Below are 21,857 nucleotides of genomic sequence, written 5' to 3' on the forward strand. Positions count from 1 at the left end.
CAGAGGAAGTCGGCCATGGCAACGGCGCCCAGCGTCTCCTACTCGATGACGGTCCGGTTGGAGGTCCCGGCCGGTGGCACCGCCGTCAGCCAGCTCACCACTGCCGTCGAGTCCTCCGGCGGGTCGGTGACCGGCCTCGACGTCACCGCGTCGGGCCACGAGAAGCTGCGCATCGACGTCACCGTCGCGGCCTCGTCCACCTCGCACGCCGAGGAGATCGTCGGCAAGCTGCGGACCATCGAGGGCGTCACGCTGGGCAAGGTCTCCGACCGTACGTTCCTCATGCACCTCGGCGGCAAGATCGAGATGGCGTCGAAGCACCCCATCCGCAACCGTGACGACCTCTCCATGGTCTACACCCCGGGTGTCGCGCGCGTCTGCATGGCCATCGCGCAGAACCCCGAGGACGCCCGCCGCCTGACCATCAAGCGCAACAGCGTCGCCGTCGTCACCGACGGCTCGGCGGTGCTCGGCCTGGGCAACATCGGTCCCAAGGCGGCGCTGCCCGTCATGGAGGGCAAGGCGGCCCTCTTCAAACGCTTCGCGGGCATCGACGCCTGGCCGCTGTGTCTGGACACCCAGGACACCGACGCCATCGTCGAGATCGTCAAGGCCATCGCCCCGGGCTTCGCCGGCATCAACCTCGAGGACATCTCGGCGCCCCGCTGCTTCGAGATCGAGGCCCGGCTGCGCGAGGCGCTGGACATCCCCGTCTTCCACGACGACCAGCACGGCACGGCCATCGTCGTCCTCGCGGCCCTCACCAACGCCCTGCGCGTGGTGGAGAAGGCCATCGGTGACGTACGGGTCGTCATGTCCGGTGCGGGCGCCGCCGGTACGGCCATCCTCAAGCTGCTCATCGCGGCCGGCGTGAAGCACGCGGTCGTCGCCGACATCCACGGCGTCGTCCACCAGGGCCGCGAGGACCTCGTGGGCGCCGACCCCGAGTCGGCCCTTTGCTGGATCGCCGAGAACACCAACCCCGAGGGCATCACGGGGTCGCTCAAGGAGGCCGTGGCGGGCGCCGACGTCTTCATCGGCGTCTCGGCGCCCAACGTCCTGGACGGGGACGACGTCGCCGCCATGGCCGACGGCGCGATCGTGTTCGCCCTGGCCAACCCCGACCCCGAGGTGGACCCGGCGGTGGCTCGCCAGTCGGCCGCGGTCGTCGCGACCGGCCGCAGCGACTTCCCCAACCAGATCAACAACGTGCTGGTCTTCCCGGGTGTCTTCCGCGGTCTGCTCGACGCTCAGTCACGCACGGTGAACACCGACATGATGCTGGCCGCCGCGGCCGCCCTCGCCGATGTGGTGACCGACGACGAGCTCAACCCGAACTACATCATCCCCAGCGTCTTCAACGACCGGGTCGCCGGAGAGGTCGCCGGAGCCGTCAGCGAGGCCGCGAAGGCGGCCGGACCGGCTGTGACGGCCGCCACGACGGGCTGACCACGGCGCGTCGCGAGACTCGGGCTCCCACTTGGCCCCATAGGGTGACGGGCAGAAATACGGCCGCGAAACCCGCCGCAAACCCGGAAGTCAGCCGTGCGGTGCGCTGCCAGGAGCAGACAGAGCGTCACCAGAACGAGCCCGTGGCGCTTTTCGTGTGACTCTCGGGGGTGCCGGATTGGCTTTCCCGCCACGGGTGGGGGCAGGATGCGTAATCGGGCGCGAGGGTCTGTGACCAGACCCGGGTCCGGGGACTGTCCGAGGGCCCTGGCAGCATCGGCTTCGATCTCACGCCTCAATGGCAAGTTGAACACGGGAGTAACTATGAACCGCAGTGAGCTGGTGGCCGCTCTTTCCGAGCGTGCCCAGGTGACCCGTAAGGACGCTGACGCCGTCCTGAACGCGCTCGCCGAGACCGTCGGTGAGATCGTCGCCAAGGGCGATGAGAAGGTCACCATCCCCGGCTTCCTGACCTTCGAGCGCACCCACCGTGCCGCTCGCACCGCGCGCAACCCGCAGACCGGCGACCCGATCGAGATCCCGGCGGGCTACAGCGTGAAGGTCTCCGCGGGCTCCAAGCTCAAGGAAGCCGCCAAGGGCAAGTAAGCATCCGAGCGGAGGGCGGCCACTTCTGGCAGGTGGCCGCCTTTCGTCATGTCCGGGGCCCGTACGCCGCCCTGACGCCCCGTTTCCCTGACACCGCGGCCCTGATGTCCTGTCCGTCCCGTCCGCCCCGAGCGGCGCCACGGACAGCCCCTCGACGCACAACGCCTCCGTGACGCGGGAGGCGTCGCGGAGGCGCTGCAACGGGTGTTCGGGGCCGCGGTGTTGCGGACCGCGGGGATGTCAGACCTTCTTGGCCGCCTTCGGGAGCTCGACCTTGCCGCCGAGCCCCTCCAGCTTGTCCATGAAGTTCTCGTAGCCGCGGTTGATCAGGTCGATGCCGTGGACCCGGGAGGTGCCCTGGGCCGCGAGAGCCGCGATGAGGTACGAGAAGCCGCCCCGGAGGTCCGGGATCACCAGATCGGAGCCCTGGAGCTTCGTGGGGCCGCTGACGACCGCGGAGTGCAGGAAGTTGCGCTGCCCGAAGCGGCAGGGCGTGCCGCCCAGGCACTCGCGGTAGAGCTGGATGTGCGCGCCCATCTGGTTGAGCGCGCTGGTGAAGCCCAGCCGCGACTCGTACACCGTCTCGTGGACGATCGACAGGCCCGACGCCTGCGTCAGGGCGACCACGAGCGGTTGCTGCCAGTCGGTCTGGAAGCCCGGGTGGACGTCGGTCTCCAGCGCGATGGCGTTCAGCGGGCCGCCGGGGTGCCAGAAGCGGATGCCGTCGTCGGCGACCTCGAACGCCCCGCCCACCTTGCGGAAGACGTTGAGGAAGGTCATCATCTCGCGCTGGCTCGCGCCGCGGACGAAGACGTTGCCCTCGGTGGCGAGCGCCGCGCAGGCCCAGGAGGCCCCCTCGAGGCGGTCCGGCAGGGCGCGGTGGTTGTAGCCGCCGAGCTTCTCCACACCGGTGATCTGGATGGTGCGGTTGGTGCCCATCGTGATGATGGCGCCCATCTTCTGCAGGACGCAGATGAGGTCCTCGATCTCCGGCTCGATCGCGGCGTTGCGGAGCTCGGTGATGCCCTCGGCCAGGACGGCCGTCAGCAGCACCTGCTCGGTCGCGCCCACGGACGGGTACGGAAGTTCGATCCTCGTGCCGCGCAGCCGGTGCGGGGCCTCCAGGTACTGCCCCTCCGGCCGCTTCTCGATGACCGCGCCGAACTGGCGCAGCACGTCGAAGTGGAAGTCGATCGGCCGGCCGCCGATGTCGCAGCCGCCCAGGCCCGGGATGAAGGCGTGGCCGAGGCGGTGCAGCAGCGGGCCGCAGAAGAGGATCGGGATGCGCGAGGAGCCCGCGTGGGCATCGATGTCGGCGACGTTGGCGCTCTCCACGCGGGAGGGGTCGAGGACCAGCTCGCCCGATTCGTCGCCGGGGCGGACCGTGACGCCGTGCAGCTGCAGCAGCCCGCGTACGACACGGACGTCGCGGATATCGGGCACATTGCGCAGCCGGCTTGGTTCACTGCCGAGCAGAGCGGCCACCATGGCCTTGGGTACGAGGTTCTTCGCGCCGCGGACATGGATCTCGCCCTCGAGCGGTGTGCCGCCGTGGACAAGCAGGACGTCGTCGGTCATGGATCTCGCGTTCCTGGAGTTGGGCAGGGACCAGAGTGAAATGGTACGGGCCTCATCGCCCCCCTTCGTAAGGGCGAGGGCCGAAAGAACACGCCCCGGAGGCGCGCCCTCACCCTGCGTATGCCCCGTGCGCCGCCATGTCACCGCGGCGCGCCCCCGCTGCCGCCGTACGCCCCGCCCTCTCGCCTGCCCCGTCGCCCCGTTGACTCCCCGCGCGGGGCGATCGTGCGGGATCATGTCGTCATGACCGAGGTGTCCTCCCTCACAGGACGTCTGCTAGTCGCGACACCGGCGCTGGCCGACCCGAACTTCGACCGTGCGGTGGTACTCCTTCTCGACCATGACGACGAGGGGTCGCTGGGCGTCGTCCTCAACCGGCCCACCCCGGTCGGAGTAGGGGACATCCTCGAATCCTGGGCCGGGCTCACCGGGGAGCCCGGTGTCGTCTTTCAGGGCGGCCCCGTGTCGCTGGACTCGGCGCTCGGCGTGGCCGTCGTCCCCGGGGAGGCCGGTACGCCCGTGGGGGAGGGGCCGCTCGGCTGGCGGCGCGTGCACGGCGCGATCGGCCTGGTCGACCTGGAGGCGCCGCCCGAGCTGCTCGCGGCGGCGCTCGGCTCGCTGCGCATCTTCGCGGGGTACGCGGGCTGGGGGCCCGGCCAGCTCGAGGACGAACTGGTCGAGGGCGCGTGGTACGTGGTGGAGTCCGAGCCCGGTGACGTCTCCTCGCCCGACCCCGAGCACCTGTGGCGCTCGGTGCTGCGGCGCCAGCGCAACGAGTTGGCGATGGTCGCCACCTATCCGGACGACCCGAGCCTGAACTAGGGCGTGTCTTCTTCCCTCGACCGCACCGGCGCGGCACGGTCCGGGCCCCGGAACGTGGCGCGGTAGGCGCTCGGGGAGACGCCGAGGGCCGCCTGCAGATGCTGGCGCAGCGAGGCACCCGTACCGAAGCCCGCGTCGGCCGCGACCCGGTCGACCGGAAGGTCGGACTCCTCCAGCAACTGCCGGGCCCGCTCGATGCGCTGCTGGGCGAGCCACCGCATCGGCGTCATCCCCACCTCCTCCCGGAAGCGGCGGCTGAAGGTCCGTACGCTCATGGCCTCCTGGCGGGCCAACTCGCCCAGGGTGAGCGGCCGGTCGAGGCGGGCCAGGGCCCAGGCGCGGGCCGCTCCCGTGGAGGAGCGGCGCGGCTCGGGGACGGGCCGCTGGATGAACTGGGCCTGGCCGCCCTCCCGGTGCGGGGCGACGACCGTGGAGCGCGCCACCTCGTTGGCGACCGCAGCGCCGTGGTCGCACCGGATCATGTGCAGGCACAGGTCGATGCCGGAGGCGACCCCGGCCGAGGTGAGGATGCGTCCGTCGTCGGTGTAGAGGACGTCCGGGTCGACCGTCACCGCCGGGTGGATCTCCTTCAGGTGGTCGCAGGAGCGCCAGTGGGTGGTCGCGCGGCGGCCGTCGAGCAGCCCGGCGGCGGCCAGGACGAAGGCGCCGGTGCAGATGGAGGCGATCCGCGTCTCGTGCCGGATGAGGGCGAAGGCGTCCGCGAGGGGGCCGTCGAGGCGGCCGGTCTGCGGCTCGTAGTCGACCTGGGCGGAGGGGACGACCACGGTGTCGGCCTCGGCCAGGGCCTCGGTGCCGTGCGCGACGCCGAGGGTGACGTCGGCGCTGGTGCGGACGGGGCCGGGGGCCAGGGCGCAGGTGACGACCTCGTACAGCGGCTCGGCGCCGCGCACCCGCGCGGCCTGGCCGAAGAGCTGGTGGACGATCCCCACCTCGATCGGCAGCAGACCGTGGCGGGCGAGAACGGCCACCCGGTGGCGGCCGGGGTGGCGGAAGACCGTGGGCGCCGGGGCCGCGGATGCCGCCGGGGTGCGGGCCGGTACGGGCGCCTGTGCCGTGGCCGGGACGGTCGTCCCGGTACCGGATCCGTTCATGGCGAGATTCTTTCACATGCTGTCCATCTGGCCACTCGTCGCGCGATGCCCGGGCTCGCAGGCTCGAAGGCATGGATGACATGGAGGAGAACGCGACACCGGTCCGCACGGCCGGAAGAACCCCGCACCGCGCCTGGTGGGTCGCCGCCGTCTCGGGTCTCGCGATCGTCGCCGCGGGCGCCTTCACCACGATGTCGGGTCTGCTGATCGGCCCGCTGCACGCGGAGTTCGGCTGGTCGCGCTCCACCATCGGCATCGCCGTCTCGGTGAACATGGCGCTCTACGGGCTGACCGCGCCGTTCGCCGCCGCCCTGATGGACCGCTTCGGGATCCGCCGGGTCGTCCTCGCCGCGCTGACGGCCGTGGCCGCCGGCGGAGGGCTGACCACGGTGGTGACGCAGACCTGGCAGCTGGTCCTGCTGTGGGGCGTCCTCGTGGGCCTGGGCACCGGATCGCTCGCGATGGCCTTCGCCGCGACCGTCGTGGGCCGCTGGTTCGTCCGGCGCCGCGGTCTGGTCCTCGGGATCCTCACGGCCGCCGGAGTCGTCGGCCAGTTCGTCTTCCTCCCCGTTCTGTCCTGGATCGCCGACCACCATGGCTGGCGGCCGGCCCTGCTGGCGCCCGCGCTGGCGGCGCTGGCGGTCATGGTGCTTGTACGGCCGCTGCTGCGGGACCATCCGGCGGACGCGGGCGTAAGGCCGTACGGGGGCACGGTCTTCGTGGAGAAGCCGGCCGCCGTCCCCGGGGCGGCCCGGCGGGCGCTGCGGGTCCTCGCGCGGGCGGCCCGCACCGGCCCCTTCTGGCTGCTCGCCGGGACCTTCGCGATCTGCGGGGCGTCCACGAACGGCATCATGTGGACCCACTTCACGCCCGCCGCGCACGACCACGGCATGCCCGTGACCGTCGCCGCCTCCCTGCTGGCCCTGATCGGGATCTTCAACGTGGCCGGCACCGTCGGATCCGGCTGGCTCACCGACCGCGCGGACCCCCGCAGGCTGCTCGCCTCGTACTACGCGGTGCGCGGTCTGTCGCTGATCTTCCTGCCGCTGCTGCTGGCCCCGGCCGTGCACACGCCCCTGGTCCTCTTCGTCGTCGTCTTCGGGCTGCTGGACGTGGCGACCGTGCCGCCGACGGTCGCGCTCGCCCGGGAGTACTACGGCGAGGACGGCGCCATCGTCTTCGGCTGGGCGAACGCCGCGCACCAGCTCGGCGCGGGTCTCGTGGCGTTCCTCGGCGGTGTGGCACGGGATGCCTCGGGCTCGTACGACGTGGTGTGGACGGCGGTGGGGGCCCTGTGCGCGGCGGCGGCGCTCCTGGCCCTCGTGCTGCGACGCCCGGGCCCCCGGACGGTGACCGGCGCCCGCCCGGGGACGGGCGGCGCCACCGCTCCCTGCTTTCCGCGCGCGTGAGTACCCTTGGCAGACATGAGCACTCTCGAGCCCGAGCGCGGGGCAGGCACCGGAACCCTGGTAGAGCCGACGCCGCAGGTGTCGCACGGCGACGGCGACCACGAGCGCTTCGCCCACTACGTCCAGAAGGACAAGATCATGGCGAGCGCGCTGGACGGCACGCCCGTCGTCGCGCTCTGCGGCAAGGTGTGGGTCCCGGGTCGTGACCCGAAGAAGTACCCCGTCTGCCCGATGTGCAAGGAGATCTACGAGTCCATGGGCGCCGGTGGCGACAAGGACAAGAGCGGCAAGGGCGGCAAGGGCGACAAGAAGTAGCCCGGGCAGCATCCTTCTCCGCGCACCTGCACCACCGTGGGCCGTGCCCGCGGTGGTGCCTGGGTGAAGGGCCCCGGCGTGCGAGGCGCGCCGGGGCTTCGTGCTGTCCGGGGCCGGCGCCGTGCACGGGGTCCGGAGCGCGGGTCCGGAGCGTGCATGAGGCTCGAGCCTCAGCCGTGTCCCAGGCCTGAGCGGCGCTGGGCATCGGCCGTTCCGGGGCCCAAGCCGCCTCCGGGGGCGGCCGGTTGGCGTCGGCGGGGTCCATCGGTGGGTCGTGCCGACGTGGTGCGGACCCCTTGCCGGTGCGCCGAAATCCCCATAATCTCCTGCGTGTTGTGCAGTGCGAAACGCGCATTGCGAATGCTGCAACATCGGCGCCGGGGGTCCCATGCGTTCCATGAGGAGTACCTCGCGCCTCGCCGTTCCCGCCGCGGCCGCGTCGGCGCGTTCCGGTTCCGTACGACGCCGCACACGCCGCACATCATGTTCCTCATCGCGCAGTTGGTGCCGGTCGAGGCGCTGAGGATCCCGTCGTTCTTCCTCATGCGGCATCTGGGGAGTCGTACGCCGTCCGGTCATCGGTCTCGGCGGCGCGGTCAAAGCTGACGGCACGGACGCGGACACCGGCGCGGCACCGGCACCGGTAGCAGGCGAAGGGCGGTACCCATGGACCTCATTCCGGCCCCGCGCGCGGTACGGGCGTACGACGGCGGCCCGGCTCCGTACGGCGGCCCGGCTCACGGCGGCCCAAATCCGCACGGCGGCGGTCCGCGCCCGGAGGTGCTCGCGCTCGGCCCCGCCACCCGTCTCGCCGGCGGTGCGGGAACCGAGGACACCGAGCGCTGGCTGCGGGCCGAACTCGGCGCCGCCACCGGCCTGGCCCTGCCGCCCGCGTGCGCGGCCGGCCTGCGCGAGGAGGACGTCGTCCGCCTGGCTCTCGACCCGGACGTGAGGGCGGAGCTGGGCGAGGAAGGGCACCGGATCGCCATCGGCCCCACCGGCGTACGCCTCGAAGGAGGCGGCCCCGCCGGGTTGTTCCTCGCCGCACAGACCCTGCGGCAGCTCCTCGGCCCGGACGCGTACCGGCGGGCACCGCTCCCCGGACGGTCCTGGTCCCTGCCGCACTGCCGGATCGAGGACGCCCCGCGCTTCCGCTGGCGCGGTCTGATGCTGGACGTGGCGCGCCACTTCATGCCGAAGGACGGGGTGCTGCGCTACCTCGATCTTCTGGCCGCCCACAAGCTCAACGTCCTGCACCTCCACCTGACGGACGATCAGGGCTGGCGCGTCGAGATCGCCCGACACCCCCGGCTCACCGAGGTCGGTGCGTGGCGCGAGCGCACCCGGTACGGGCACCGGGCCTCGCCGCTGTGGGACGAACGCCCGCACGGCGGCTACTACACCCGGGACGACCTCCGCGAGATCGTCGCCTACGCGGCGCAGCGCCACATCACGGTCGTCCCGGAGATCGACATTCCCGGCCACTCCCAGGCGGCCGTCGCGGCCTATCCGGAACTCGGCAACACCGACGTCCTCGACACCTCCGCGCTCGGCGTCCGGACGGACTGGGGCGTCAGCCCCAACGTCCTGGCCCCGGCGGATCACGTGCTCCGCTTCTACGAGGGGGTGCTGGAGGAGGTCCTGGAGCTGTTCCCCTCCCCGTTCGTGCACCTCGGCGGGGACGAGTGCCCCAAGGAGCAGTGGAAGGCGTCCCCCTCCGCGCAGGCGCGCATCCGCGAGCTGGGTCTCGCGGACGAGGACGCCCTGCAGGGCTGGTTCCTGCGGCACTTCGCGGACTGGCTCGCCGAGCGGGGCCGCCGCCTCATCGGCTGGGACGAGATCCTGGAGGGTGCGGGGACGGCGGCGGCGGGCCCGGACGGCGCGTCGGGAACGGCGCATTCCGGCCTTGCGGAAGGAACGGCGGTCGCGTCATGGCGCGGGTACGCGGGCGGGATCGCGGCCGCCCGCGCGGGCCACGACGTCGTCATGTGCCCTGAACAACAGGTGTATCTCGACCACCGGCAGGCCGCGGGCGACGACGAGCCGATGCCCATCGGCTGGGTCCGCACCCTCGAGGACGTCTACCGCTTCGAACCCGTGCCGCCGCAGCTCACCCCCGCCGAAGCGGCCCGGGTGCTCGGGACGCAGGCCAACATCTGGACCGAGGTGGCGGAGGACCGCGGACGCGTGGACTACCAGGTCTTCCCGCGCCTCGCCGCCTTCGCCGAGGTCGCCTGGTCCGCCCTCCCGCCGCCCGCCGAGCGGGACTTCGCCGGCTTCGCCTCCCGGATGACCGCGCACTACGCGCGCCTGGACGCGCTGGGCGTCGGCTACCGGCCGCCGGGCGGGCCCCGTCCGTGGCAGCGGCGTCCCGCACCCGAGGGGGTCGGCCTCGGACGTCCGATCGAGGGGGCGCCCCCGATCGTGTGAGCCGCGAGCAAAGGCGGACCGTTCGAGTCGCGCCCCTGGAAGCGTGAGCCCGGTACGGCAGAACACGCACAAGGCTCCCCGAAGCATGGCAATCCGCACTCACGGCCAACACGGATTGAAAGTGGACCAAACGCCAATTCGGGACGTACTGGCCCTTCGTGGACCCTCGCACCGGGGGCCGGTGAAGATGTGCCAGAGTTGCCACGTCCGGCCTGTGAGCACGTACCGTACGGCGAACAGGCGGGACATCGGGAAGGGGCTGGGTTGACCACGCACGCACCGCAGGCGGCGCAGACGGTGATGCTGCCGGTCTCGCTCGACGAGGCCGTGGCGGCGCTCACCGCCATGCCGGCCGCTGTGCCCGTAGCGGGCGGGACCGACCTCATGGCCTCGGTCAACTCCGGCCTGCTGCGGCCCGCGGGGCTCGTCGGACTCGGCCGGATCAGCGAGATCCGCGGCTGGCAGTACCAGGACGGGCACGCCCTCCTCGGAGCCGGCCTCACCCACGCCCGGATGGGACGGCCCGACTTCGCTGCCCTCATCCCGGCGCTGGCCGCCGCCGCCCGCGCCGCCGGACCGCCGCAGATCCGCAACGCCGGAACCCTCGGCGGCAACATCGTGACCGCGGCGCCCACCGGTGACGCCCTGCCCGTACTCGCCGCCCTCGAAGCCACGTTGATCATCGCGGGGCCCGAGGGCTCCCGACGCGAGATCCCGGTCAGCCACCTGCTCGCGGGCATGGAGATGCTGCGGCCCGGCGAGATCGTCGGCTTCGTGCGCGTCCCGCTGCTGCACGCGCCGCAGACCTACCTCAAGGCCACGGGCCGCACCGGCCCCGGCCGCGCGTCCGCCTCCGTCGCCCTCGTACTCGACCCCGCCCGGCGCAACGTGCGCTGCGCGGTCGGGGCCGTCGCCCCCATGCCGCTGCGTCCCCTGGAGGCCGAGCGCTGGGTCGCCGGACTCATCGACTGGGACGGCACCCGCACCCTCGCGCCCGAGGCGTGCGCGGCCTTCGGCGAGTACGTCGCGGCCGCCTGCATCCCCGACCCGCAGCCCGCGGACGGGTCCCAGGCGCCCGACGGCCAGGGGGCCGAGCCGCAGCCCTTGCCGCCGGCCGTCCTGCATCTACGCCGTACGGTTGCGGCATTGGCCCGCCGAGCACTGGGGAGGGCGCTCGCATGAGTGCACAACCGTCCGCCGACCCGGCCACCGTGCCGCACGCCGGGGGTACGGTGGCGGCAGCGGCTCGCCGCCGCGTGGGGAGGGGGCTCGCATGAGTTCCGATCAGCAGCCGCCATCGGGTTCGCAGGGGTCGCACCCCCAGCGCGGGCCGCACGGCTGGGAGCCCCTGCCGCAGGGCGAGTACGACTCGGACACCACGGCCTTCGTGCGCCTGCCCGACAACCTGCTCGACCCCTCCGCCGTACCGCCCGGGGCCGACCCGCTCGCGGCGCCCGGCCACGGCTACGTACCGCCGCCGCTGACGCCCGAGTCCGGCGCGTCCGGTGCCCACGGGCCCGCCGGCGGCCACGGCGCGAACCCCTCCGCGTCCGACGACCCGCGCGCGACGGGGCAGTGGACGATGCCCTTCGCCGACACCCATGGGGGACAGGGCGGCTGGGGCGACGCGGGCGGCGCCGCAGCCGGGCAGTGGAGCGTCCCCATCGCGCCGGACGACCCCGTGGGGGAGTCGGGCGAGTACCTGGTCGAGGGCCGGAGCCGTCCATCCGCGCCCTACGGCGGTCCGCCGGCGCCCGACCCTCAGTGGTACGGCCAGGGCGGGCCGGAGAGCGGCCAGGGGCCGACCGGCCTCACCCAGCAGTGGAACTTCCCCCCGGCCGGGGAGCAACTGCCCGATTCCGCCGTGCAGTCGACGCCCCCGCCGCACTCGGCCGGCCCGGGCGCGCACGACACCCGCGGCGGACAGGGACAGCAGGGCGACTGGCACGCCCCGGCCGCGCCGACCGGCCAGTGGTCGGTGCCCACCACCGATGTGCCGGGCACCGACGAGTCCGGCACGTACCGCCTGGACGGGAACGCACCGGCGGGTCCGCGGCCCACCGGCGGCGACACCGGCTCCTCGCCGTGGCAGCAGAGCGGCAGCGGGACGGCTGTGGGCCACGACACCGGCACGCGCGGCCCGTCCGCACCGTCCGCCGGCAGCACCTCCGGCGGGTGGACCACCGAACAGCGACCCGCGGGCGGACCCGAGCAGCCACGCCCCGCGCGCGGCGGCACCGGCCGTCGCAAGCTCGCCGGAGGACCGGGCGGAGCGGCGACGGACGGCCGCGGCGAGGCACAGGAGCAGGCTCAGGCGCAGGAGACGGACGGGCGCGGCGGCTGGCAGCGCGCCTCCGGCCCCTGGCCGACCCCCTCCGGCGGCACCGAACTCCCGGGCCGCGCGGGCGGGGAGACCCGGCGGAAGATCGGCAACGGCTCCGGGGCCGCCGACGAGCCCGCGGGCGACCCGGCACCCGCGGAGCAGGGCGGCAGGCAGGAGCGGACCGACGACCCGGGGACCCCGGGCGACACCGGCTCCGCTCCCGCCGCGTCGTACGGCGCCACGGACGCCGCACCGCGCCCCGCCGCCCCGCGTCCGCCCGATGGCGGCTCGCTGCCGGGCCGCGCCGCCGAGGACGTGATCAACCGCCTGACGGGTTCGGTGTCCGCGGCCGCGGGCGGCTTCGTCACCGCGCCCGGCGTGGGCGCGCCCACGTCGGCCAACGGCCGCCCGGGCACCAGCACGCCGCGCAACGGCGCGTCCCCCAACGGCGCGTCCCCCAACGGCGCGTCCCCCAACGGGGCCGCGAACGGGACCGCTCCGGCCCCCGCCGACGACGCCGCCCCCTCCGGCACCCGGCCGTCCGTCACCGGCCGGGCGGCGCCCGGCCCCACCGCCGGCCGCCCCGCCCCCGCCGCCCCGGCGCCCACCGAGCAGGGCGAGGCGCCCGAGGACCGGGCCGCGGCGGAGGCCGAGCCCGAGCAGGACGCCGCGGCCGACGAACACAGCGAACACCCCCACGCCTCGTACGTCCTGAGCGTCAACGGCACCGACCGGCCCGTCACCGACGCCTGGATCGGCGAGTCCCTGCTGTACGTCCTGCGCGAGCGCCTCGGCCTCGCCGGGGCGAAGGACGGCTGCTCGCAGGGCGAGTGCGGTGCGTGCTCCGTCCAGGTCGACGGACGGCTCGTGGCGTCCTGCCTCGTGCCCGCCGCGACCGCCGCGGGCAGCGAGGTCCGTACGGTCGAGGGGCTCGCCGCCGACGGCGTCCCCTCGGACGTGCAGCGCGCCCTCGCCGAGACCGGAGCCGTCCAGTGCGGCTTCTGCGTGCCCGGACTCGCCATGACCGTGCACGACCTGCTCGAGGGCAACCACGCGCCGACCGAGCTCGAGACCCGGCAGGCCATCTGCGGCAACCTGTGCCGCTGCTCCGGCTACCGCGGGGTGCTCGACGCCGTGCGCGAGGTCGTCGAGAGCCGGGTCGACCCGGCCGACGCGGAGGACGAGGACGGCGCGGACACCCCGCGCATCCCCCATCAGGCGGCCCCCTACGACGGCGACGCCGCACCGGGAGGCCCCGCATGACCGCCCGCGCCGGCCGGGGGACCCCGGCCGCGGACCCGTGTCCGCGCGGGGCGGAGCGGGTGAGAGCGACCGTCCCGCACGCGGACCCGGCACGCCGCCCCCGGCGGCCCCGTCGCGTACGCGGCCACCGTGAGGTGGCTCCCCGCAGACTCCCAGCACCCAGCGGTAGCGGAAAGGCAGCGTGATGACCGGTCCAGACGCGGCCACCGCGACCCCGGCCGTCGGCGAGGGCCCGGCACCCGCCGAGGAGGGCCCGGCTCACGGCCTCGGAGCGTCCCTCACCCCCGCCGACGCGCTCGCGAAGACCACGGGCACCTTCCCGTACGCGGCCGACCTGTGGGCCGAGGGCCTGCTGTGGGCGGCCATACTGCGCTCACCGCACCCGCACGCCCGCATCGTGTCGATCGACACCGGCCAGGCGGCCGAGATGCCGGGCGTCCGGGCCGTGGTGACCCACGAGGACGTGCCCGGGGACCCCAGCCACGGCCGCGGCACCGGTGACGCACGGGTCTGCGACCGCCCGGTCTTCGCCAAGGACATGGTCCGTCACCACGGCGAGCCCATCGCCGCGGTGGCCGCCGACCACCCCGACACCGCGCGCCTGGCCGCCGCCGCCATCGCCGTCGAGTACGAGGTGCTGGAGCCGGTCACCGACCCCGAGAAGGCGTTCGCCGCCGAGCCGTTGCACCCCGACGGCAACCTCATCCGCCACATCCCGCTCAGCTACGGCGACCCCGAGATCACCGGGGAGGTCGTGGTCGAGGGCCTGTACCGCGTCGGACGCCAGGACCCGGCGCCGATCGGCGCGGAGGCCGGGCTCGCCGTGCCGCGTCCCGACGGCGGCGTCGAGATCTACACCGCCTCCACCGACCCGCACGCCGACCGCGACCTCGCCGCCGCCTGCTTCGGCCTCGACCCCGACCGTGTCAAGGTCGTCGTCACCGGTGTGCCCGGCGCGATGGGCGACCGCGAGGACGCGGGCATGCAACTGCCGCTGGGGCTGCTGGCCCTGCGCACCGGCTGCCCGGTCAAGCTGGCCGCGACCCGCGAGGAGTCCTTCCTCGGCCATGCGCACCGCCACCCGACGCTGCTGCGCTACCGTCACCACGCCGACGCCGAGGGCCGCCTGGTCAAGGTGGAGGCGCAGATCCTGCTGGACGCGGGCGCGTACGCGGACTCCTCCGCCGACTCGCTCGCCGCCGCCGTCGCCTTCGCCGCCGGCCCGTACGTCGTGCCCCACGCCTTCGTCGAGGGCTGGGCGGTGCGCACCAACAACCCGCCCTCCGGCCATGTCCGCGGCGAGGGCGCCATGCAGGTGTGCGCCGCGTACGAGGGCCAGATGGACAAGCTGGCGTCCAAACTGGGCCTGGACCCGGTCGAGCTGCGCCGCCGCAACGTCCTGGCCACCGGCGATCTGCTGCCCACCGGCCAGACCGTGACCTGCCCGGCACCCGTGGCCGAACTCCTGGACGCCGTACGGGACGCGCCCCTGCCCCCGCTGCCCAAGGACGCCCCCGAGGAGGAGTGGCTGCTGCCAGGCGGCCCCGAGGGCGCGGGCGACCCGGGCGCGGTCCGGCGCGGCGTCGGCTACGCGCTCGGCATGGTGCACATGCTCGGCGCCGAGGGCGCCGACGAGGTCTCCACGGCCACGGTCAAGGTCAACGGCGGTGAGGCCACGGTGATCTGCGCCGCCGTCGAGACCGGCCAGGGCTTCTCCACCCTCGCCCGGCAGATCGTCCAGGAGGTGCTGGGCGTCGAGGAGGTGCACGTCGCCTCGGTCGACACCGACCAGCCGCCGGCGGGCCCGGCCTGCCACGGGCGGCACACGTGGGTGTCCGGCGGCGCGGTGGAGCGCGCGGCCAAGATGGTCCGTACGCAGCTGCTCCAGCCGCTGGCGCACAAGTTCGGGATGTCCACGGAGCTGCTGTCGATCGCCGACGGCAAGATCACCTCGTACGACGGGGTGCTGTCGACGACGGTCGCCGAGACGCTCGACGGCAAGGAGCTGTGGGCCACGGCGCAGTGCCGCCCGCATCCGACGGAGCCGCTGGACGAGACGGGCCAGGGCGACGCGTTCGTCGGCCTCGCGTTCTGCGCCGTGCGGGCCGTGGTCGACGTCGACATCGAACTCGGCTCGGTGCGCGTCGTGGAGATGGCCGTCGCGCAGGACGTCGGCCGGGTGCTCAACCCGCGGCAGCTGAACGCCCGTATCGAGGCCGGTGTGACGCAGGGGCTGGGGGCCGCCCTCACCGAGAACCTGCGGACCGCGCGCGGCGTCGTCCGGCGCCCGGACCTCACCGGCTACGCCCTGCCGACCGCGCTGGACGCACCCGACATCCGCATCGTGAAGCTGGTCGAGGAGCGGGACGTCGTGGCGCCGTTCGGCGCGAAGGCGGCGAGCGCGGTGCCGGTGGTGACCTCCCCGGCGGCGGTCGCCGCGGCCGTCCGGGCGGCGACAGGACGCCCGGTGAACCGCCTCCCGATCCGGCCCCAGTCCGCGGTGGCGACGCCTCCGCGCTGAGACCGCCGACGACGGATCACGGACCGGCCCCCGCACTCCTGGTGCGGGGGCCGGCGCTTGTCCGGGCGCGGCTCGGCGCGGGCGGCCCGGGTGGGCACGCCCGGTGCGGGACGGTGCAGGTGGGAGCGGGGTTCGAGAGGCGCGGTCCGGGTGGGAAGTGAGTAACCCGGCCTCATGAAGCGACCGGTCGGACCGGCCTAGGGTCTCGGGTGTCGGCGGATCGAGGAGACACCGGAACGTGAACCACAGGCCGCTCTCGCGGGCCCGTAAGGCCTGGCTCGCAGGAGCCGTCGCTCTCGGCGTGCTGTTCGGCGCGTCGGCCTGCGGCGGCCCGGAGGGGTCCGGCGGTCCCGCGGCGAGCAGGACGCCGAGGGAGCTCACCGCCTTCGAGGAGCGGCAGGTCGAACTCGTCGACACCGCGCTCAGGAACCCGGATCCCGAGGGCACGTTCGCCGACGAGGAGCGCGTCGGCCTGGCGGTGGCCGCGAGACGGCAGGGCACCCTGCGGCGCGCCTACGACACCGAGGTGAAGCCCGGGCAGTCCGTCAAGGTCGACGCCGCCTGCACCGGCGGCGGGGCGGTGACGCTGGCGATCGACACCGGAGACCGTACGGAGACGGTGCGGACGCGCTGCCCCGGCGACGGGTACTGGCCGCAGCCCTTCGTCTTCACCGTCCAGGACCCTCGCGTGCGGATCACCGCCACCGCGCACGGCACGAAAGGCGCCATGGGAATCGCGGTCCAGGGGCTGCGGGAAGAGGCCGCCGTCGTACGGGACTTCCTCGCGGCGGACCGGGCGCACGCCGTCCTGCCGGACGATGGGGGCGAGGAGGGCGAGGGGGACGACGGCTTCATCGCGTCGGCGCGGGGCAGCCTGCGGGCGGGGATCCCCGGCTCCGAGGTGACGGTGACGGAGGGGAAGCCCGTCACGGTGTACGCGGCCTGCGTGGGCAGCGGCAGCATCAGGCTCTCGGCCGCCGCGGGTCGGAAGAAGGCCGACACGCGCATCGCATGCGGCCGTAAGGCCGCGTCGGGCAGTGTCCGGCTGACACCCTCCGGCTCGACGGCCGTCGTCACGCTCGCCCGTGACGGGAACGCCACGGGCGGCGCGACCTACACCGTCCGCAGCCCGTGGTGACCGCACAGGTGCGGCCCGGCGCGGGGGCGCTCGGAGAGGCCGTGGCGGGATTCGAACCCACGTAACTCGCTTTGCAGGCGAGCCCCTGAACCACTCGGGCACACGGCCGTGTGCTGCGTCGTTCCCGACCGTAGGCCTGGCCCGTGCCGCGCGGCAACGGAACCGGACGGGCTGCCATACGACTGCCATACGGCGTTCATGAACCGGCGCCGCGAGCGCCAGGACCGGCTCGGAACCGAGGCCGGAAACAGCAGGCGGCGCCCGCGCGAGGGACACCGTCCCCGGCGGCCCCCGCTGACCCAAAAGCATCGGTACAGGGATTCTTGGGCCACCCGAAAATCTGCTTATGATGCAAGGGTGTTCGACTCGCGGCATCTCAAGACGTTCCACGAAGTGGTGCGCGCCGGATCGTACTCGGCGGCTGCCCGCTCTCTCGGCTACACCCAGCCCGCGATCACCCAGCAGATGAAGGCGCTCGAACGGTCCGTCGGCACGCCGCTGTTCACCCGTGTCGGCCGCCGGATGCAGCTCACGGAGGCGGGTGAGGCGCTGTCCCGGCACGCCGACGTGATCCTCGACAACCTCGCCACCGCGCGGGCCCAGCTCGGCGCCATCGCCCGGCTGCGCTCCGGCCGCGTACGGGTCTGCGCCTTCCCCAGTGCCAGTGCCACCCTCATCCCGGAGGCCATGGCCCGGCTGTCGGCCGAGCATCCGGGGGTCCATCTGGAGCTCCAGGAGGGCGAGCCGCCCGCCTCGCTGCGGCGGGTCGTGCGCGGCGAGTGCGACATCGCGCTGGCCTTCACCTATCCCGGGCTGCACGCCGACATACCCGCTGAGCTGGCCGAGATCCGGCTGATGGAGGACCTGCTGACGGTGCTGCTGCCGACCGGCCACCACCTGGCGCGGCGGCGGTCGGTCCATCTGCGGGACCTGCGGGACGAGCGCTGGATCGCGGGCTGTCCGCGCTGCAGCGCCAACTTCCTCCATGCGTGCGCGGAGGAGGGGTTCGTCCCGGACATCGCCTTCACCACGGACGACAACCTGGTCGTCCAGAGCCTCGTGGCGGCCGGGGTGGGGGTCGCCATGATGCCGGCACTGGTGCTGTCCTTCCTCTGCCACGAGAGGGTCACCGGCCGGGCCGTGGAGCCGCACACGCGGCGGCAGGTGTCGGCGTACGTCCACCGGGACCACCTGAGGATCCCGGCCACCGCGCTCGTGCTCGACGTACTGCAGGCCGTGGCGGCGGCCCGTACCGGCTGCTGACCGGAGGCCGTCCGGGCCGCATGATCGCGACCCCCGCGACCCTCATCCATTAGCGGAAGTTGGGGGTGGACGAAACAACTGTCGTTGGACGTGATGGATCCGGCGGCCGCACGCTGCCCGTATGAACCCCCCTGCCACTCCCACCAGTTCCGCTCCGGCCGCCGGGCCGGGAGCCTCCGGCGGCTGCACGGCGCCGCGGCTCGACGCACTCGTCGACGGCATACGGGAGGCCGTCGGGCGCGGCCTGCCACCGGACCTGACGGCCTATCTGGTCGCCGAGCGGCTCGTCCCCTTCCTCGGCGCACCGGATCTGCTGAACGATGCGCAGCGCGAGGGCTACCCCGACCGCTACCGCCAGCACATCCTGCACTCCGAGAGCGACGGCAGCTTCTCGGTCGTCGCGCTGGTGTGGCTGCCCGGCCAGTGCACGCCCGTGCACGACCACGTGTCGTGGTGCGTCACCGGCGTCCACGAGGGCGAGGAGAGCGAGCGCCGCTACCGGCTCGTGCCGGACGGCACCCGCGCCCACCTGGTCGCCACCGAGGACGTCTTCAACCCGCAGGGCGCGGTCTGCGGGTTCGCGCCCCCCGGCGACATCCACCGGGTGCGCAACGCCGGTACCACGAAGGCCATTTCGATCCATGTCTACGGCGCGGACGTCTCCCGTCTCGGCTCCAGTGTCCGCCGGGTGTACGCCGCGCCGGACGGCGAGTGATGGCGGCCGGCCACCCGCCCGCCCCGCCCGTCCTCACCCCGGCCGCCGTCCCCGCTCCGGCGCGGGCGGGCGGGGCCCCCGGCCGCGCCGCCGGCCTCGGTCTCGCCGCGCTCGGCGCCGCCGCGGCCTGGGGCGTGCACCGGCTGGTGCCCGCCGTACCGATGCTGACGGCCGCCGTCGTCCTCGGCGTGGGCGCGGCGCATCTGCCCGGCGTACGCGCCGTCGTGCGCGGCGCCGCCTCCTCCGGCCTCTCCCTGGCCGCCAAGCGTCTGATGCGCCTCGGCATCGTCCTGCTGGGCCTGAAGCTCAGCCTGAACGACGTGCTGGGCCTGGGCTGGGGCACGGTGGCGATGGTCCTCGCCGTCGTCGCGGTCACCCTTCCCGCCACCTGGTGGCTCGGCCGTCGCCTCGGGCTCACGGGCGACCAGCCGCTGCTGATCGCCACCGGGTACGCCATCTGCGGTGCCTCCGCCATCGGCGCGGTGAGCGAGGTGCGCGGCAGCAACAAGGAGGACGCGGCGACCTCCGTCGCGCTGGTCACCCTGTGCGGCACGCTCGCCATCGCCGTACTGCCGCTGCTGCAGCACCCGTTGGGGCTCACCGACCCGCAGTTCGGGCGGTGGGTGGGCGCCGGGGTGCACGACGTCGGGCAGGTCGTGGCCGCCGCGCAGACCGCCGGGCCGGGCGCCCTCGGCGAGGCGGTGCTCGTGAAGCTGATGCGGGTGATGCTGCTCGCGCCGCTCGTCGCGGGGATGGTGCTGTCCGTCCGGCGCCGCCGCCGTACCGCCGGCGGGGCGGAGACGGGGGAGCGGCGGAGGCCGCCGATCGTGCCGCTCTTCGTCCTCGGCTTCCTCGCGGCGGCCGCCCTGCGGAGCACGGACGTGCTGCCGATGGCGGCGCTCGACGCGGCCGCGGTGTCCCAGGAACTGCTGCTGGCCTGCGCCCTGTTCGCCCTCGGCAGCGCCGTCCACCTGCCCACGCTGGCGCGGACGGGCGCGCGGGTCGCGGCGCTCGGGCTCGGCGCGTGGGTGGTGATCGCCGGACTGTCGTACGCGGGGGTGCTGCTGACGACGGGCTCGTAGGCGTCGTGGGGGCGGGTGGTCGCCGCCGTCCGCCCCCGGGCGCCGGCCCGGAACGCGCGTCCGGGCGCGGGAGATCGGGGGCGTCCGCGGCCTCGCGGCGCTCAGCACGGTGATCCTCCACGTCCGGCGGATCCACCGCCGCCACGGGGCTCCCGGGCACCCCCCACCGCAGCCACGTCCGTCCCCGGACCAGGACCGAGGGAGGAGTCCTGCGCTGCCCCGCGACAGGTGCCAGATTGCGTCAAGCCCCTTACCCTGGCGCAATGACCGCTCCCGAGCCGCGCGACGCCAGCCCAGGATCCTCTCCGGTCCCCCCGCTGTCCGACGGGCCCGGGTCCCCTGGAGCCGCCGCCTCCGGTCCCGCCGCCCGCGAAGCCGCCGCCCGGGACGACGACGGCGACGGCGGTGTCCTGAGCCGCCGCTTCCGCGCGCTGACCCTCGGCATCATCTCCGTCGTCTCCCTCATCGCCTTCGAGGCGAGCGCGATCGGCACCGCGATGCCCGTCGCCGCACAGGCTCTCCACGGCGTCGAGTCCTACGGGTTCGCCTTCTCCGCCTTCTTCACCGCCAGCCTCTTCGCCATGACCCTCTCCGGCGAGTGGTGCGACCGCAGCGGCCCTCTGGTCCCGCTGTTCGCCGGGATCGGTGCCTTCACGGCGGGCCTGCTCATAGCCGGCGCGGCACCGGCCATGCCGGCCTTCGTCGCGGGCCGTGCCGTCCAGGGCGCCGGCGGCGGGCTCGTCATCGTCGCGCTGTACGTGGTCGTGGGCCGCGGCTATCCCGAACGGCTGCGGCCCTCCGTGATGGCGGCGTTCAGCGCCGCCTGGGTGCTGCCGCTGATCATCGGCCCCCTCGTCGCCGGTACCGTCACCGAACAGTTCGGCTGGCGCTGGGTGTTCCTCGCCATCCCCGTGTTCGTCCTCCCGCCGCTCCTCGTGATGCTGCCCGCGCTGCGCAAGCTGCCGGCCGACGCCCGTACGCCCGCGATGGACCGCCGCCGCATCCTCCTCGCCCTCGGTGTCGCCGCGGGCGCGGGCCTGTTGCAGTACGCGGGCCAGGACGTGGACCTTCTCGCGCTGCTCCCGGCCGCCGCCGGGCTCGCCCTGCTGGTGCCCTGCGCCGTACGCCTCCTCCCGCCTGGCACGTTCCGGGCGGGGCGCGGGCTGCCGGCCGTGGTGCTGCTGCGCGGGATCGCCGCCGGGTCGTTCTTCGGCGCGCAGGCGTTCGTCCCGCTGATGCTGGTCACCGAGCGCGGGCTCTCGGCGACCCTGGCGGGGCTCTCGCTCACCAGCGCCGGACTGGCGTGGTCCTGCGGCTCGTACGTGCAGAGCAGGCCGCGCCTGGAGCCGTACCGGGAGCGGCTGATGACGCTCGGGACGAGCCTGTCGGCGGTCGCCGTCGGCGGGGTGTCGCTGGCGCTCGTCGACGGGGTCCCGGCGTGGATCGTCGCGCCCTGGTGGGTGGTCGGCGGCTTCGGCATGGGGCTGACCATCGCCAGTGCCACGGTGCTGCTGCTGAAGCTGTCCCGCCCCGAGGAGGCGGGCACCAACTCCGCCGCCCTCCAGGTCTCCGACTCCCTCGGCAACATCGTCCTCGTCGGCGGGAGCGGGGTGCTCTTCGCGGCCCTCGGCGGCGGCTCGGTCACCGAGGGCGGGACGGCGGTGGCGGCGTCGGGGGACGGGCGGCCGGTCGCGTTCGCCGCCGTGTTCGCCGCGATGGCGCTGGCGGCGCTGGTCGGGGTCTTCGTCACCACGCGGCTTCGGCCGGGGGCGCGGACGGCCGCCGCGGAGGCGTCCGCCGCGTGAACTCCGTACGCGACGGGGCGAGGCCG

General features: G+C 74.2%; 16 protein-coding genes, 1 tRNA gene and 1 pseudogene. 15 read left to right on the forward strand and 3 right to left on the reverse strand.

Annotated features, from left to right (window positions below; genetic code table 11):
- Nucleotides 1–15 precede the first annotated feature (15 nt).
- Nucleotides 16–1,449, forward strand: a complete 1,434-nt coding sequence (locus tag ABZ822_RS08625) for an NAD-dependent malic enzyme (RefSeq protein WP_360849033.1) — start codon at nt 16–18, stop codon at nt 1,447–1,449.
- A gap of 324 nt (nt 1,450–1,773) precedes the next feature.
- Nucleotides 1,774–2,055 carry an HU family DNA-binding protein gene (locus ABZ822_RS08630; protein ID WP_360849035.1) on the forward strand — a complete coding sequence of 94 codons (282 nt, stop codon included), beginning with the start codon at nt 1,774–1,776 and terminating at the stop codon, nt 2,053–2,055.
- Between the two features lie 240 nt (nt 2,056–2,295).
- On the opposite strand, the gene murA is transcribed toward ABZ822_RS08630, so the two are convergent.
- The gene (murA, locus tag ABZ822_RS08635) at nt 2,296–3,633 is read right to left on the reverse strand and encodes a UDP-N-acetylglucosamine 1-carboxyvinyltransferase (RefSeq protein WP_360849038.1); all 1,338 of its coding nucleotides are present in this window, start codon (nt 3,631–3,633) and stop codon (nt 2,296–2,298) included.
- Nucleotides 3,634–3,876: 243 nt separating this feature from the next.
- On the opposite strand from murA, the gene ABZ822_RS08640 reads away from it, so the two are divergent.
- Complete coding sequence (locus ABZ822_RS08640; RefSeq protein WP_360849041.1) at nt 3,877–4,455, forward strand: YqgE/AlgH family protein; 579 nt, start codon at nt 3,877–3,879, stop codon at nt 4,453–4,455.
- Here the strand turns inward: ABZ822_RS08640 and ABZ822_RS08645 are convergent.
- Complete coding sequence (locus tag ABZ822_RS08645; RefSeq protein ID WP_360849044.1) at nt 4,452–5,567, reverse strand: helix-turn-helix domain-containing protein; 1,116 nt, start codon at nt 5,565–5,567, stop codon at nt 4,452–4,454. The genes ABZ822_RS08640 and ABZ822_RS08645 overlap by 4 nt on opposite strands.
- Nucleotides 5,568–5,638: 71 nt before the next feature.
- On the opposite strand from ABZ822_RS08645, the gene ABZ822_RS08650 reads away from it, so the two are divergent.
- From ABZ822_RS08650 to ABZ822_RS08685, 8 genes and pseudogenes are all read left to right on the forward strand, one after another.
- Nucleotides 5,639–6,976, forward strand: a complete 1,338-nt coding sequence (locus tag ABZ822_RS08650; RefSeq protein WP_360849046.1) for an MFS transporter — start codon at nt 5,639–5,641, stop codon at nt 6,974–6,976.
- Nucleotides 6,977–6,991: 15 nt separating this feature from the next.
- On the forward strand, nt 6,992–7,291 hold the full coding sequence (locus ABZ822_RS08655) for a DUF3039 domain-containing protein (RefSeq protein WP_360849049.1): 300 nt from the start codon (nt 6,992–6,994) through the stop codon (nt 7,289–7,291).
- 447 nt (nt 7,292–7,738) lie between these two features.
- Nucleotides 7,739–7,840: pseudogene (locus tag ABZ822_RS08660) on the forward strand (carbohydrate ABC transporter permease); the annotation flags it as partial.
- Between the two features lie 117 nt (nt 7,841–7,957).
- On the forward strand, nt 7,958–9,721 hold the full coding sequence (locus ABZ822_RS08665; RefSeq protein ID WP_360849052.1) for a beta-N-acetylhexosaminidase: 1,764 nt from the start codon (nt 7,958–7,960) through the stop codon (nt 9,719–9,721).
- 264 nt (nt 9,722–9,985) lie between these two features.
- Nucleotides 9,986–10,903 carry an FAD binding domain-containing protein gene (locus tag ABZ822_RS08670; RefSeq protein WP_360849055.1) on the forward strand — a complete coding sequence of 306 codons (918 nt, stop codon included), beginning with the start codon at nt 9,986–9,988 and terminating at the stop codon, nt 10,901–10,903.
- Between the two features lie 91 nt (nt 10,904–10,994).
- Nucleotides 10,995–13,307: a 2Fe-2S iron-sulfur cluster-binding protein gene (locus ABZ822_RS08675; RefSeq protein ID WP_360849058.1), complete on the forward strand. Its 2,313-nt coding sequence runs from the start codon at nt 10,995–10,997 to the stop codon at nt 13,305–13,307.
- Nucleotides 13,308–13,491: 184 nt separating this feature from the next.
- Complete coding sequence (locus ABZ822_RS08680; RefSeq protein ID WP_360849061.1) at nt 13,492–15,828, forward strand: molybdopterin cofactor-binding domain-containing protein; 2,337 nt, start codon at nt 13,492–13,494, stop codon at nt 15,826–15,828.
- 238 nt (nt 15,829–16,066) lie between these two features.
- Nucleotides 16,067–16,966, forward strand: a complete 900-nt coding sequence (locus ABZ822_RS08685; RefSeq protein ID WP_360849064.1) for a hypothetical protein — start codon at nt 16,067–16,069, stop codon at nt 16,964–16,966.
- A gap of 36 nt (nt 16,967–17,002) precedes the next feature.
- Here the strand turns inward: ABZ822_RS08685 and ABZ822_RS08690 are convergent.
- Nucleotides 17,003–17,074: transfer RNA gene (locus tag ABZ822_RS08690), tRNA-Cys, on the reverse strand.
- A 249-nt stretch (nt 17,075–17,323) separates the two neighbouring features.
- Between ABZ822_RS08690 and ABZ822_RS08695 the strand changes: the two genes are divergently transcribed.
- The 4 genes from ABZ822_RS08695 to ABZ822_RS08710 all read left to right on the forward strand — a co-directional run bounded on the left by ABZ822_RS08695 (nt 17,324) and on the right by ABZ822_RS08710 (nt 21,831).
- Nucleotides 17,324–18,229 carry a LysR substrate-binding domain-containing protein gene (locus ABZ822_RS08695; RefSeq protein ID WP_360849067.1) on the forward strand — a complete coding sequence of 302 codons (906 nt, stop codon included), beginning with the start codon at nt 17,324–17,326 and terminating at the stop codon, nt 18,227–18,229.
- A 121-nt stretch (nt 18,230–18,350) separates the two neighbouring features.
- The gene (locus ABZ822_RS08700) at nt 18,351–18,944 is read left to right on the forward strand and encodes a cysteine dioxygenase family protein (RefSeq protein ID WP_360849070.1); all 594 of its coding nucleotides are present in this window, start codon (nt 18,351–18,353) and stop codon (nt 18,942–18,944) included.
- Nucleotides 18,944–20,026, forward strand: a complete 1,083-nt coding sequence (locus ABZ822_RS08705; RefSeq protein WP_360849073.1) for a putative sulfate exporter family transporter — start codon at nt 18,944–18,946, stop codon at nt 20,024–20,026. Before ABZ822_RS08700 ends, ABZ822_RS08705 begins: the two co-directional genes overlap by 1 nt.
- Before the next feature lie 263 nt (nt 20,027–20,289).
- Nucleotides 20,290–21,831 carry an MFS transporter gene (locus ABZ822_RS08710; RefSeq protein ID WP_360849076.1) on the forward strand — a complete coding sequence of 514 codons (1,542 nt, stop codon included), beginning with the start codon at nt 20,290–20,292 and terminating at the stop codon, nt 21,829–21,831.
- Nucleotides 21,832–21,857 lie beyond the last annotated feature (26 nt).

The sequence above is a fragment of the Streptomyces sp. NPDC047108 genome, from assembly GCF_040643575.1.
Classification (GTDB): Bacteria; Actinomycetota; Actinomycetes; order Streptomycetales; family Streptomycetaceae; genus Streptomyces.